Source organism: Amycolatopsis acididurans (assembly GCF_012328925.1).
Lineage (GTDB): Bacteria > Actinomycetota > Actinomycetes > Mycobacteriales > Pseudonocardiaceae > Amycolatopsis_E > Amycolatopsis_E acididurans.
In genome coordinates this window covers 1-12,099 of record NZ_JAAXLS010000047.1, presented here as the reverse complement: position 1 = coordinate 12,099, position 12,099 = coordinate 1, and the positions used below count along the sequence as shown (strand labels likewise).

12 protein-coding genes and 2 pseudogenes are annotated in these 12,099 nt (G+C 69.2%); 4 read left to right on the top strand and 10 right to left on the bottom strand.

Features of this window, described 5'->3' with window-relative positions; all coding sequences use genetic code 11:
- Positions 1-2: 2 nt before the first annotated feature.
- Entirely contained in the window at positions 3-1,556 is a 1,554-nt protein-coding gene (locus HFP15_RS34780; protein WP_168521482.1) for an acyl-CoA carboxylase subunit beta, read from the bottom strand.
- A 10-nt stretch (positions 1,557-1,566) separates the two neighbouring features.
- Positions 1,567-2,340, bottom strand: a complete 774-nt coding sequence (locus HFP15_RS34775) for an enoyl-CoA hydratase/isomerase family protein (RefSeq protein ID WP_168521480.1) — start codon at positions 2,338-2,340, stop codon at positions 1,567-1,569.
- Positions 2,341-2,408: 68 nt separating this feature from the next.
- Between HFP15_RS34775 and HFP15_RS34770 the strand changes: the two genes are divergently transcribed.
- From HFP15_RS34770 to HFP15_RS34760, 3 genes and pseudogenes are all read left to right on the top strand, one after another.
- Entirely contained in the window at positions 2,409-3,227 is an 819-nt protein-coding gene (locus HFP15_RS34770) for an ester cyclase (RefSeq protein WP_168521478.1), read from the top strand.
- Complete coding sequence (locus HFP15_RS34765; RefSeq protein ID WP_168521476.1) at positions 3,224-3,982, top strand: SDR family NAD(P)-dependent oxidoreductase; 759 nt, start codon at positions 3,224-3,226, stop codon at positions 3,980-3,982. The genes HFP15_RS34770 and HFP15_RS34765 overlap by 4 nt, the downstream gene beginning before the upstream one ends.
- A gap of 29 nt (positions 3,983-4,011) precedes the next feature.
- Positions 4,012-4,265: pseudogene (locus tag HFP15_RS34760) on the top strand (tannase/feruloyl esterase family alpha/beta hydrolase); the annotation flags it as partial.
- 340 nt (positions 4,266-4,605) lie between these two features.
- Here the strand turns inward: HFP15_RS34760 and HFP15_RS44230 are convergent.
- A pseudogene (locus HFP15_RS44230) lies at positions 4,606-4,794 on the bottom strand (hypothetical protein); the annotation flags it as partial.
- Positions 4,795-5,116: 322 nt separating this feature from the next.
- On the opposite strand from HFP15_RS44230, the gene HFP15_RS34750 reads away from it, so the two are divergent.
- On the top strand, positions 5,117-5,683 hold the full coding sequence (locus HFP15_RS34750) for a manganese efflux pump MntP (protein ID WP_168521474.1): 567 nt from the start codon (positions 5,117-5,119) through the stop codon (positions 5,681-5,683).
- A gap of 155 nt (positions 5,684-5,838) precedes the next feature.
- Here the strand turns inward: HFP15_RS34750 and HFP15_RS34745 are convergent, their stop codons facing one another.
- The 7 genes from HFP15_RS34745 to HFP15_RS34715 all read right to left on the bottom strand — a co-directional run.
- Positions 5,839-6,597, bottom strand: coding sequence for an HpcH/HpaI aldolase family protein (locus HFP15_RS34745; RefSeq protein ID WP_168521472.1), 759 nt, complete (start codon positions 6,595-6,597; stop codon positions 5,839-5,841).
- An 11-nt stretch (positions 6,598-6,608) separates the two neighbouring features.
- A complete protein-coding gene (locus HFP15_RS34740) occupies positions 6,609-7,394 on the bottom strand; it encodes an SDR family oxidoreductase (RefSeq protein WP_168521470.1) in 786 nt (261 codons plus the stop codon).
- Positions 7,391-8,347, bottom strand: coding sequence for an aldo/keto reductase (locus HFP15_RS34735; protein WP_168521468.1), 957 nt, complete (start codon positions 8,345-8,347; stop codon positions 7,391-7,393). The genes HFP15_RS34740 and HFP15_RS34735 overlap by 4 nt, the downstream gene beginning before the upstream one ends.
- 29 nt (positions 8,348-8,376) lie before the next feature.
- Positions 8,377-9,687, bottom strand: coding sequence for an amidohydrolase family protein (locus tag HFP15_RS34730; RefSeq protein WP_168521466.1), 1,311 nt, complete (start codon positions 9,685-9,687; stop codon positions 8,377-8,379).
- Positions 9,684-10,664, bottom strand: a complete 981-nt coding sequence (locus HFP15_RS34725) for an NAD(P)-dependent oxidoreductase (RefSeq protein WP_168521464.1) — start codon at positions 10,662-10,664, stop codon at positions 9,684-9,686. Before HFP15_RS34725 ends, HFP15_RS34730 begins: the two co-directional genes overlap by 4 nt.
- The gene (locus HFP15_RS34720; protein ID WP_168521462.1) at positions 10,654-11,454 is read right to left on the bottom strand and encodes an ABC transporter ATP-binding protein; all 801 of its coding nucleotides are present in this window, start codon (positions 11,452-11,454) and stop codon (positions 10,654-10,656) included. Before HFP15_RS34720 ends, HFP15_RS34725 begins: the two co-directional genes overlap by 11 nt.
- The coding region (locus HFP15_RS34715; RefSeq protein ID WP_168521460.1) for an ABC transporter permease at positions 11,447-12,099 on the bottom strand (653 nt) is incomplete at its 5' end. The genes HFP15_RS34715 and HFP15_RS34720, both read right to left, overlap by 8 nt.

Sequence of the window (12,099 nt, the reverse complement as noted above, 5' to 3'; positions counted from 1 at the left end):
CTTCAGCCGACACGGTCCCGGTCGCCCCAGCCGAATTCGATGCCTGCCAGGATCACCGAGCGCGTGTCGACGGGATCGATGATGTCGTCGACGTAGACGTGCGCCGCGGCCTCCCACGGCGCCGACTCGTCGAACCAGTGTGCGGTCAGCTCGTTCTCGAGCGCGCGCCGCGCGGCCTCGCCGCCCGTCGCCTCGGCGTCCTCGAGCTTGCGGCGGTTGACCGTCTTCACGCCCGCGTCGGGCGCCATGAAACCCAGCTCCGCGATCGGCCAGCACACCAGCAGATCGGGCCGGGTCGCCCGGCCGCCGAGCGCGATGTGCCCGCCGCCGTACGCCTTGCGCACCACCACGGAGATCTTCGGCACCTTCGCGCGGGCGAGACGCGCGACGAGCCGCTCGTAGTGCAGGACGATCCCGTCGCGCTCCCCCTGGATTCCCACCATGAGTCCGGGAACGTCCTGGAGGAATACGAGGGGCAGGTTGAAGGTGTCACACATGTCGGCGAAATCGTGCGCCTTGCGCAGCGCCACCGCGTCGAGCGCACCCGCGCCGTAGCGAGGCTGGCTCGCGATGACGCCGACGGCGTGCCCGTCGACGCGGGCGAACGTCGTGATGACCGCCTTACCGGCCTCCGGGCGCCACGGCAGGAGCGTGTCGGCGTCGACGATCGAGTCGAGCACCTCGAACATGTCGTAGGCCTGCTTGGGATTCACCGGGATGATGTCCCGCAGCCGCTCGGCCGGAGCACCCGGCTCGACCGGCGCGGCCCTCGGCGCGGGGCGCGCGGCGTTGCTGGGCAGGTACGACAGCACCGCCGCGATCGCGTCGAACGCATCGGGTTCAGTCGGCACCACCAGGTGCGCCGTGCCGACCGCCTGCGCGTGCTCGGGCCCGCCGAGTTCGTGGTCGGTGACCTGCTCACCGATCGCGGCGCCGACCACCGACGGGCCGACGAGCGCGATCGAGGAGCTTTCCGTCATCACGACAACGTGCGCGGTGCTCGCGTGCAGCGCGGAGTCGCCGTAGGCCGGCCCGAGGACCGCGGCGACGCGGGGCACCTCCGGGTAGCCGTCCGGTACCTGCAGGAAAGTGCCGAAATCCAGTGGCAGACCGGAAAACCGCCAGCCCATCACGTCGGGGATCCGGCCGCCGTCGGCGTCGCACAGCAGCACGAGTGGCAGGCCCTTGCGCGCGGCGACCTCCGCCATCCGGCCCTGTTTGCGCATGCTGACCGGCGCCGTGGTGCCCGCGAGCGTCGTCGCGTCGATGCCGATCACGCAGACGGGACGCCCGTCGATGCGCGCGAACCCGGTGACCGCTCCGTCGCCGGGGATGGGGCGCTCGTGCCGCAGCTCGGGCTCGGCGAGCAGGCCGATCTCGAAGAACGAGCCCTCGTCGACGACACCAGTGATCCGCTCCCGGACGGTCAGCCTCCCTGCCGCGTGCTGGCGCTCGATCTTCGCGGGACCGCCCATGCCCAGGGCGACCTCGCGACGGCGGGCCAGCTCCTCCAGCCGTTCCTTCATAGTGGCGCGCGCGGCGCTCGTGTCCGTCACTGTGTTCCCTTCACCGGTCTCGGAACTGCGGAGCACGACGCTCCTTGAAGGCCAGCACCCCTTCGTGCTGGTCCTCGGTGCCGTGCAGGAGGGACGTGGCCTCCAGCGCGTAGTCGTAACCCTCGTCGCTGCCACGGCCGAGCACGCGCTTCGCCACCGCGAGCGCGACCGCGGGCTTGCCCGCTGCCAGTGATGCCAGCCGACGCGCCTCGCCGAGGTGCTCGCCCTCCGGGACGACCTTGTTGACCAGTCCCGCGAGGCGGGCTTCCTCGGCGTCGAGCCGTTCACCGGTGAAGACGAGGTATTTCATCCAGTGCAGGTTGACGTTGGCGCGGCCGCGCACGACGCCGAGCCCGGGCATCAGCCCGACCGACGCCTCGGGTGTGCCGAACCTGGCCGTGCTGTCGGCGACCACGACATCGGTCACCATCGTCAGCTCACAACCACCGCCGAGCGCGTACCCGTGCACTGCGGCGAACGTGGGCTTGGGAAAGCGCTCGAGCGCCCGGAACGCGGCGAACGCCCGCTCCTGGTAGTCCCGTCGCGCGGGCACCGTGGTCAGCTCGCCGAAACCGGCGATGTCTCCGCCCGCGCTGAAGCACTGACCTCGCCCGTACAGCACCAGTGCGCGCACCGCGCTGTCGCCGGCCGCGTCGCGCAGCAGGTCCTGCAGGTCGTCCCAGAACCCGGCCGTGAGCGCATTGAGCTTGTCGGGCCGGTCCAGCGCAACCTCGGCAACGGCGCCGACCGTCTCCACCGCCAGCATCCCATAGCGCTTCCGCATCCAGTTCTCCTCGTCCGGCCTCTCGGTCGTCGCCACTTTATCAAACGACCGTCTGGTAGTCTCGCGTCGTGGCGCAGAAAGAAGAAACAGCGGATACGCCCGGTTTCGTCGCCTTGATGCGGCGATACGTCGTGGACTACACCAACTCCCACGACACCTCGGTGTGCGCGGAGATCATGGAGCCCGGCTACACCCTCCACATGGGAGACGACGTGCTGTGCGGCCGCGACGAGCTGTACGTGCCCGCCGCGGTCCGGCAGTTCCGCCAGTTCCCAGGACTCTGCCTCACCGTCCACGAGATCGTCACCAACGGCGACCGGCTCGCATTGCGCTTCAGCGAACACGGGGCTTCGCGAACGCATGCGGGAGCGGTGGCGAGTTGGGCCGGCATCGGGGTCTACCGGTGGAACGGCGAGCGTCTGGTCGAGAACTACGTCGAGCAGGACTATCTCGCCCGGCGGCGCCAGCTGAAGTCCGGCCGGCCCACGGTCGTGGAGCCGCCCGCGATCGCCCCGTGGGACACGCGAGCGGTGCCGAGCGACGCGGACGCCGAGGCGACGGCCGCGAAGTGGCTCCACGCCTGTGTTTCCGCCGGCGAGGTTCGCGAGAACGACGGTTCAGCGGGCCCGCGCCTCGACGGGGTCACCGTGACTGTCGACGACATCTTCTCCGCGGGAAGCGCGGTGGCGTTCCGCGCCACTCTGCGGGGCACGTACGCGGGCGGCCTGACCGAACTGTCCGATCGGCACGCCGGTGCCGCCGCGACGCTGCACGCGACCGGCATCGTGCACGTCGCGGAAGGCGAGGTCCGTTCCGGGCACGTCGTCACGGACCGGCTCGCCCTCGTCCGCGCAGTCACCTCTGCCACGGAAAGGCCGAACGGATGACCTCCGACACCCCGGTCGTCCTCGTCACCGGCGCCGGCCGCGGCATCGGTGCGGCGATCGCCCGGCGCCTCGGCCGCGACGGCCACCACGTCCTCGTCGCCGACCTCGACCGGACGACCGCGACGGAGGTCGCCACCGAGATCGGGGGCACGCCCGAGGTTCTGGACGTGACCGACGCCGAAGCGGCGAAGGCACTCGCCGCCCGGACGCCGAGGCTCGACGCGATCGTCAACAACGCCGGCATCTATCCGGTGACGCCGATGGACACCGTCGACCCGACGGTGTTCCGCGCGGTCCTGGACGTCAACGTCGTCGGCCCGCTGATTCTCACGCAGGCCTTCCTCCCGCAGTTGACCGCTGCCGACAACGCATCGGTCGTCAACATCGCGTCGATCGCCGCGACCACGCCGACCATCGGCATGGGCGCCTACTCGCCGTCGAAGGCGGCTTTGGTGTCGCTGACCAAGGTCTGCGCCGTGGAATTCGCCGGCCGCCGGATCCGGTTCAACGCCATCGCGCCGGGCGGCGTGCGCACGGAGGGCAGCCAAGAAGCACTGACGTCCGGATCCGAACGCGACTTGCGTTACGAGGCGGTTGTACCGGCGCGCCGTCGCGCCCTGCCCGCGGACATCGCCGATGCCGTCCCGTTCTTCCTCAGCCGGGACTCCCGGTACGTCACCGGCCAGGTGCTCGCCGTCGACGGCGGCCTGACGCAGGGCACCCTCGACTACCTGCGGGCGTACCAGAACCACTGAAAGGCCTGTGCACCGGTCGTGCAGCCCTGCGCGTGAACGACTTCTATCGCCTGTTCCTCGCCCCGGTGCGCAGCACTGTGGTGGCGGCGCGGGTGCGCAGCCGGTGAACCCGCCGGGTGCGCCGGTGGATTCGGTCGAGCACGGCAAGGCTCCGGCCACGCTGGCCGCGACCGCCCTCGACGGCTCGGCGTCGCAGGACCTGTGCCCGCTCCCGCAGGTGTCTCGCTACAACGGCCACGGTGACCCGGCCCTCGCGTCGAGCTACCGCTGCACAAACTTCTGAGGTACTCCGAGAATGCGGTGCTGGTTTTCAGGGCGGTGAGTAATTGGTCCTGATGTGTGAGCTGGCCCGGCGCGGGCGTCGTTGGACAGCGCCCGCGGACGTGACGCCGTAGCAGCCGGGCCAAGCGGGATTGGTGATGAGATGGCTGCATGACCGGCATCCCTCGTGCGCGGGAAGAGCCGGCGGCGGCGCGCCACGCCGCGCCGGGGGCGGTGAGCAGAACGAGGTCGCGGCCGAACAGGTCGATGGTCGAGGTACCGGAGTCGAGCCAGAGGTGGGGGCTCGGCAAGCGGGGGCCGCGCTGGGCTGGTAGTCGGCGCCGGGCGGGTGCGTCCCCGGCGAGGAAGACCAGGCCCTGGGAGTAACGCACCGCGGTCTGGGCGGCGGCTGTCCAGCGGTTGGCGCCGAGCACTTCGACCGGAAGGTCGCCGATCCCGAGCACGTCACGCACTGTCTGCTGTGGATCGCCGTCCTCGGCGGTGTCAGGCAGGCCGATGACCCAGCGATGGTCGGGACGTGTCCAGATCAACGCCGTGCCGGTGTCGGTGAGGAAGTAGATTCCGCGCGAATGGATTCCTGCTCGGACTCGCTCACAACGGTCGACACAGATGATATGTCCGTTTTCTCCATTCAGGAAGCAACGGGTTCACCTCGTGGCGTAGCGACACCGTTCATCGCGCCCCGCCCGTTGATGGACTCCAGATTTCCGCCGTCCGTCCCGCGTTCATTGAATGTTCATTGGCGATGATCAGAGAATCTTCCGCCAGGAAGGCTTACGCGGGACCACAGATGCCTTCCATGTTATCGACCGTAGATTGCCTGCCCACTCAGACCGAAGAATGGAATTCTCGATGTTCGGATTGCTTGCGATCGGGTTCGTTCTGAGTCTTGACAACTTCCGCAGTTCACTCGTGCTGGGAGGCCTCAAGCCGACGATTGTCCAGTCGGTCAAGACATCCGCCATCTTCGGATTGTGGGACGCTGTCGCACCGCTGGTCGGGCTGCTGATCGGAGACGCTCTCGGCGACCTGATCGACGACGACACGACCAATACGATTGTCATGATCGGCTTGGGCGTGTACGGGCTGTTCCTCGTCGTTCGTGCGCTGAGGTCTCCGGAGAGCGCGGATCCGAACCTGAAGTGGGCACGGTGGGGGCTGCCGATTCCGCTGAGCGTCGACAACATCGCCGCGGGCGCGGCACTGGGCGTTGCCGGATACAGTCCTTGGCTCGCGCCCATTCTGTTCGGCAGCATGACCTTCCTGATGTCGCTTGCCGGCCACCAGATCGGCCGCACGGTGGCGCACTTCATCAACTACATCCCGAAAGTCAATACCGACCTGCTGGTCGGCGCCTGCTTCGCCGCAATGGCGGTCTTGATGGCGTTCGGCGTCACTCTGCCGCTCTCGTACGGCTGATATCGACCCCTGCGACGTGGGCACCCATCCTTGTCGGTTCACGCTGAGAATGAGGACGGGTTTTCCCCTTTGGACTTCAGCTCGAAATGGGAATCCGCCACGATGCGTCCGCGCTGCTCCTCTCCGGAACGCCGGTGCCGGTCCCGTGAACTGGTTCACGGCACTGGTCCAGGGTCCAGGGCGTGCAGGGTTGCGTGTGCTCCGGCACGCAGGTAGCCGATGTCGGTGGCCGCGGTAATGAGCCGGAAGCCGGCGTCGCGCCACCGGGTGGCCGCGGCCTGGCTGGGTGCGTGTATTCCCGGCACGGTTCCCTGGTCGAGACAGGCGCGCAGGACGGTGTTGATCATCTGCTCGTGTTGCGGATCGGTCACGTCGAAGGTGGGGGCGATGCCTGCGGAGACCGCGAGATCGGCCGGACCGACATAGGCGACGTCGATACCGGGGACGGCGAGGATCTCCTTCGCGGCTCGGAGTCCGCCGGTGGTTTCGATCTGGATCGCGCAAACGGTGTCATGGTTGGCCGAGGCCGGATCGTAGGGCCGGCCCAGGACATGTCGGCTGAGTCCCCAGCTTCGAATGCCCGCCGGCGGGTAGCGGCAGGCCTGGGCGGCGCGGGCGGCATCCTCGGGGGAGTTCACCATCGGGACGAGCACACCCTGCGCGCCGGCGTCGAGTGCCTTCATGATGGCCGCGGGATCGTTCCAGCGGACCCGGACCAGGCCGGGCCGGCCGGCCGCGTCGAGGGCCTGCAGCATGCCGACGAGCGTCTCGTCGTTGACGAAGCCGTGCTGGCAGTCCACGCAGATCCAGTCGAAACCGGCGCGGCCGAGCACCTCGGCGACCAGCGGTGACGGGAGGGAGCACCAGCCGCCGTAGGTGACGGTCTTCTTCTCGATCAGTTCGCGAAGCGACATCGTGGTCCCCTTCACGACGATGGTGACGTTGGCCGGGACGGCGCGTCCGGGATCTCGGTCTTGCCGGGTGCCTGCAACGCGGTCGGCAGCATGACCATCTCGGGAACGTGCACGGTCGCGGGCAGGGAGGCGATGTAGAGGCAGGCGCCGGCGACATCCTCGGGTCGCAGACTGGCGGCGCGGGCCGTGGCGCTGGGCGGGGTGGCGCGCCGGGCGAGGTGTGGGGTGTCGACCAGACCGGGAGAGATCGTGGTGAACCGGACGCCGCGGGTGTGTTCGTCATAGCTCGCGGCCCGGGTCAGCCCGAGCAGGCCGAGCTTGGCCGCCTGGTACGCCGCGCCTGATCCGTTGGGCCAGTAGGCTGAGGCACTGCCGATGAAGATCCCCGTGCCGCTCGTCCGCCGCAATGCCGGCAGCGCGGCATGGATCAGGTAGAAGCAGCTGTCGAGATTGCTCCGCAGGATGGCGTCCCAGTCCCGGGTGGTGAGGTCGCCGAGCCGGCGGTTGGGCACGTTCACCCCGACCACGGACACCAGGACATGGATGTCGGTCGTGTCGTGGATGCCGGCGAGGCACTCATGGACGACCTCCTCGTCGGTGACGTCGACGGTGTGGGGAACTACGTGACGCGAGTCGAGAAACTCGGGCGGCACGGCCGCGGCGAGCGCCTGCCGGTTGCGGCCGAGTGCGTGCACGGTCGCGCCGTGCTGGGCGAACAGCCGCACGACCGCACTGCCGATGCCACCGCCTCCGCCGGCCACCACCGCGGTACGGCCTTCGAGTTGCGCCCCGGTCATCGGAAGGGTGTCCATCGCGACGCGGCGCTCAACGAGTCGAGCTGCTCCATCAGTTCGTCATCGAACTCCACGGCCAGGCATCGCAGGTTCTGCTCGAGCTGCTCAACCCGGGTCGCGCCGACGAGGACGGAACTGATGCCGGGTCGGCGCAGCACCCAGGCGAGCGCCAGCGCGCCGGGCGTCTCGCCGCGTTGTTCGGCGATGCACCGGAGTTCGCGTGCCAGTTCCAGCCGCTGCGGGGTGAAGCTGCGCCGGAAGATGGGCTGGGTCAGTGCGCGCGACCCCGGAGGCGGGTTCTCCCCGGGCGCGTACTTGCCGCTCAGCAGCCCGCCACCGAGCGGCCAGAATGCGATGATGCCGACGCCCTGATCCAGGCAGAGCGGCTGCGTCTCCAGTTCCACGGTGCGGTCGACCAGCGAGTAGCTGGCCTGGACGGCCTGGAACCGGACGAGGCCGCGGCGGTCGCTGGTCCACAGTGCCCGGCACACCCGCCAGGCGGGGTAGTTGGAGGCGCACACGTACCGGACCTTGCCTGCGGAGACCATCGCCTCCAATGCGGACAGAGTCTCCTCGTCGCCGGTCTCCGGATCGGCGAAGTGCACCGTGTACAGATCGAGGTAGTCGGTGCGCAACCGGCGGAGGCTGCCGTCGAGGGCGGCGATGAGGTGGTGCCGGGTCGCGCCATGGTCGTTGGGCCCCGCGCCCACCTGGGAGCCGCCCTTGCTGGCGAGGACCACCTGATCGCGACGGCCGGTCAGCGCTTCGCCGAGGATGCGCTCGGACTCTTGACCGGCATAGGAGTCTGCGGTGTCGACGAGGGTGATGCCCGCCGCGAGCGCGCGATCGAGGATGTTCCGCGCGGATCGAGCGTCGGCGCGCCCACCGAACGCGTTGCCACCGAGCCCGAGCGCGGACACGCGGAAGCCGGTATTGCCCAGACGACGATGTTCCATCTCCATGGCTTACGCATCCCTGTTTCAACTCAGCACGGTTTGGCCCAGTCCCAGGCTTCGCGGTGGACGGCGGAGCGGGTCGGATGCCCCGGCCTGCGGTCGACGACGACCGAGCCGTCCTTCATCACCAGCTCGATCGACCGGCGCTCCTGCAGCACCGTGATGTCGTCGAGCGGGTTACGGAACAGGGCCACGAGATCGGCGGTCTTGCCGGCTTCCAGCGTCCCCGTGCCGGCGGCGATCCCCAGCACGTCGGCGGCGTTCTTCGTCGCGGTCGCCAGCGCTTCCGCCGGGCTCATCCCGAGTTCGGTGTAGATCTCCAGCTCGTAGGCGTTGCCGCCCATGTCCGGGTCGATCTGCGTGTCGGTGCCCATCGCCATCGTCACGCCGGCGGCATGCAGGCGCTGGAACGTCTCCCAGCAGAGGGGCTGGATCCGCTTCATCTTCTCCAAGACGAACTCGGGCGTGCCGGCCGCGCGGCGCTGCTCGATCGCCTTGTCGCTGCGGTGGGCCAAGGTAGGCACCAGCGGTGTGCCGGTGTCGAGGATCATCTTCACCGCTTCGTCGTCGGTGAAGACACAGTGTTCGAGCGAGTCCACGCGGGCACGCATGGCCATTTTCTGGGCCTCGGGCGTGAAGGCGTGACAGGCGCACCGTTTGTTCGCCGCGTGCGCCTCGTCGGCGATGGCGTCGAGTTCCTTCTGCGTCATGTTGCGGACGTCCGGCTCCTCCTTGTCCGTGCCGCCACCACCGGACGCGCAGGTCTTGAGCAGGTCCACGCCCGTGCGCAGGTGCCTGCGCGCGAGCTCACGCAACCCCCACGGCCCATCCGCGGTGACCCCGGGAGCCCGGATCGCGTTACGCGGCATGATGAGGTCGAGGTGGGAGCCGGTGGCGACGGTGAACCCGGCGACCACGAGCCGCGGGCCGGCGTGAATGCCGAGGTTGATCGCGTCGCGCACGGCGACCATCTCGGCCGCCAGCGAACCGGCGTAACCGTTCCCGCCCAGGTCGCGCAGGGTGGTGAAGCCCATGTCCAGGCACATCTGTGCGTGCAGCAGAGCGTAGAGCTGTTGCAGCTGCGGGCTGATCTCGAAGGCCGCGACGCGGTAGTTGTCGAAGGTCAGCACGTTCCACTGGGTCAGGTGGAGGTGGCAGTCGATCAGTCCGGGAATGACCGTCCGGTCGCTCGCGTCGATGATCTCCGCGTCGCCGGGAATCGGCACGTCTTCGGCGGTACCCACCGCTTCGAGGCGGCCGTCCTCGACGAGGACGACGCAGGGGCCTTCGACCACCGCGCCGTCACCGACGACGACACGGCCACAGGTGAGAGCCTTCACGACGGAACCGCCCCCTTCCGGGACTCATACACTGCTGGATCGGCCACGTGGCGGGCTCGGCGGCCGGAGAGGACCTCGGCCATGCCCTCGGCCATCTCCTCGAAGATCGCCACGCGCCCCTGCCTGGTGAACGCGAGCGCGTGCGGGGACGCCAGGACGCGCTCGTCGCGAAACAGTGGGTGGGACGTCTCCGGCGGCTCGCGTGGGAAGACGTCGAGCCCGACTCCCCCGAGCCGGCCCGCCTGCAGGGCTTGGTGAAGGTCGTCCAGCGAGGACACGAGCTCGCCCCGGCCGACGTTGACCAGGACCAGGCCGGGCCGGCAGTTCCGCAGGATCCCGGCGTCGATCATTGCCCGGGAGCGCCCGGTGAGCGCTGCGGCGAGCACCACCACATCACACCGCGCGAGGAGGGCGGTGAGATCCAGTAGCGGCATCCCGTCGGGGATTTCCGGCGACGGGAACGGGTCGTGGCCCAGCACTGTGAAGCCGAGCGCCAGCGCGAGCCGGGAGACGTGCCGGCCAACCCGGCCGAGCCCGACCACGCCGAGCGTGGACCCGGCCAGGTCGAGAATGTCGGCCGTGTCCCGCGTCGCCCAGGTGCCGCCCTTCACCGCGTGATCGAGGGTGGGCAACCGCTTGGCGAGCGCGAGGACCAGTGCGATGGCGCCCTCGGCGACGCCGGCGGTGGTCGCGCCCGGGGTGATCACGACGGGGATACCGCGCCCGCTCGCCGCGGCGACATCGACGTTGTCCACACCGACCCCGCTGCGCCCGATCACCCGCAACGCCGGGGCCGCCTCGATGATCGCGGAGCTCACCCGGGTCGAGGCCCGGGCGGCGACGGCGATGCACTCCCCGGCCTGCGCCGCCAGTTCGTCGTCCGCGACGGGCACCACGTCGCCGAAGGCCGCGAGCCTGGTCGCCACCAGCTCCGGCATGCCCGCGCTGCAGAGGATCTTCTTCCGGTCACGTGTCACCGGAGACCTCCCCGGTGAGCAGGCCACGCAGGTGGGCGATGAGCTTGCCGTATCGCGGATTCGCCGGGTCGCGCGGTCGCGGAATATCGATGTCGACGATGCTTTTGATCTTCCCGGGGCGCGCGGTGAACACCACCACCCGGTCGGCGAGATAGACCGCCTCGTAGACGTTGTGCGTGACGTAAACGACGGTCTGCCCGAACTGCTGCCACAGCTTTCCGATCAGCTCCTGGATCTGGTCGCGGGTCAGCGCGTCGAGCGCGCCCAGCGGTTCGTCCATCAGCAGAAACTCCGGTTCACAGGCGAGCGCCCGGGCTATCGCGACCCGCTGCTGCATGCCGCCGCTGAGCTCGTGCGGGTAGGTGTCGGCGAAATCCGCGAGCCCGACCCGCTCCAGGACCGCCAGCGCCCGCTCCCGGCGGTCCGCGGTCACGCCCTGGCTCTCCAGGCCGAACTCCACGTTCCGCACAGCGGTCAACCACGGAAACAGTGCGTACTCCTGAAAGACCACTGCGCGCCGCAGGTTCGGGCTGCGTACCGGCTCGCCGGCGAGGGTGATCCGCCCGACCGAGGGCTGCACGAAGCCCGCCAGCATGGACAGCAACGTCGACTTCCCGCAGCCGGAAGGCCCGATGATGCACCAGAACTCGCCCCTCGGTATGTGCAGCGTGACATCGTCGAGCACGTGGATCCGCTTGCGCGCCTCGCCAAGGGCAACGCTCACCCCGCTCACTTCGATGCCTGTGCCCACCACGGTTTCGCGCTCCACCGCCACGCTTTCGCTATTCATCCGAGGTCATCCCCCACCGCTTGATCGTGTGGTTCTCGACCGTCTGGAACAGCACCTTTTCCAGCAGGTAGCCCAGCGGCCCGATGACCAGCAACGCGGAGAGCATGACGTCGGTCTGCAGGAACTCACGCGAGTTGAAGATCATGATGCCGAGGCCGAGTTGCGTCGCCGCGATCATCTCGCCGGCCACGACCGCGCGCCATGCCTGCGCGAGGCCGATGCGGAACCCGGTCATCACGAAGGGCAGTGAGCCGGGAAGCACGACCTTGCGGAACAGCCGGTACCCGGTCACCCCCATCGACGCCGCCGAGCGCAGCCAGATGGGCCGCACCGAGCGCATGCCCGTCCACATGTTCAGCGTCATCGGCAGCGTCGCGGAGAACACGACCAGGATGAGCACGCTCGTGTTGCCCAGGCCGAACCACAGTATGAACAACGGAATCCACGCGATCGACGGGATCGGCAGCAGCACGCTGACCAGTGGCAGCACCAGGTCCTCGATGGCCCGCACCCGTGCCATCAAGAACCCGACGAGCAGACTGATCGCCGCGGCGATCACCCACCCGAGCGCCAGGCGCCACAGCGTCGCCCAGACGTTGACGAACAGCACACCGGTGGTCAGCAGTGACCAGAAGGTCGTGGCCG

What these genes read in the sequence shown, in the direction of transcription:
- HFP15_RS34750 (WP_168521474.1), top strand. Translation starts at nt 5,117, where the DNA reads ATGTTCGGATTGCTTGCGATCGGGTTCGTTCTGAGTCTTGACAACTTC.
- HFP15_RS34740 (WP_168521470.1), bottom strand. Translation starts at nt 7,394, where the DNA reads ATGACCGGGGCGCAACTCGAAGGCCGTACCGCGGTGGTGGCCGGCGGA.
- HFP15_RS34745 (WP_168521472.1), bottom strand. Translation starts at nt 6,597, where the DNA reads ATGTCGCTTCGCGAACTGATCGAGAAGAAGACCGTCACCTACGGCGGC.
- HFP15_RS34735 (WP_168521468.1), bottom strand. Translation starts at nt 8,347, where the DNA reads ATGGAACATCGTCGTCTGGGCAATACCGGCTTCCGCGTGTCCGCGCTC.
- HFP15_RS34720 (WP_168521462.1), bottom strand. Translation starts at nt 11,454, where the DNA reads ATGAATAGCGAAAGCGTGGCGGTGGAGCGCGAAACCGTGGTGGGCACA.
- HFP15_RS34775 (WP_168521480.1), bottom strand. Translation starts at nt 2,340, where the DNA reads ATGCGGAAGCGCTATGGGATGCTGGCGGTGGAGACGGTCGGCGCCGTT.
- HFP15_RS34765 (WP_168521476.1), top strand. Translation starts at nt 3,224, where the DNA reads ATGACCTCCGACACCCCGGTCGTCCTCGTCACCGGCGCCGGCCGCGGC.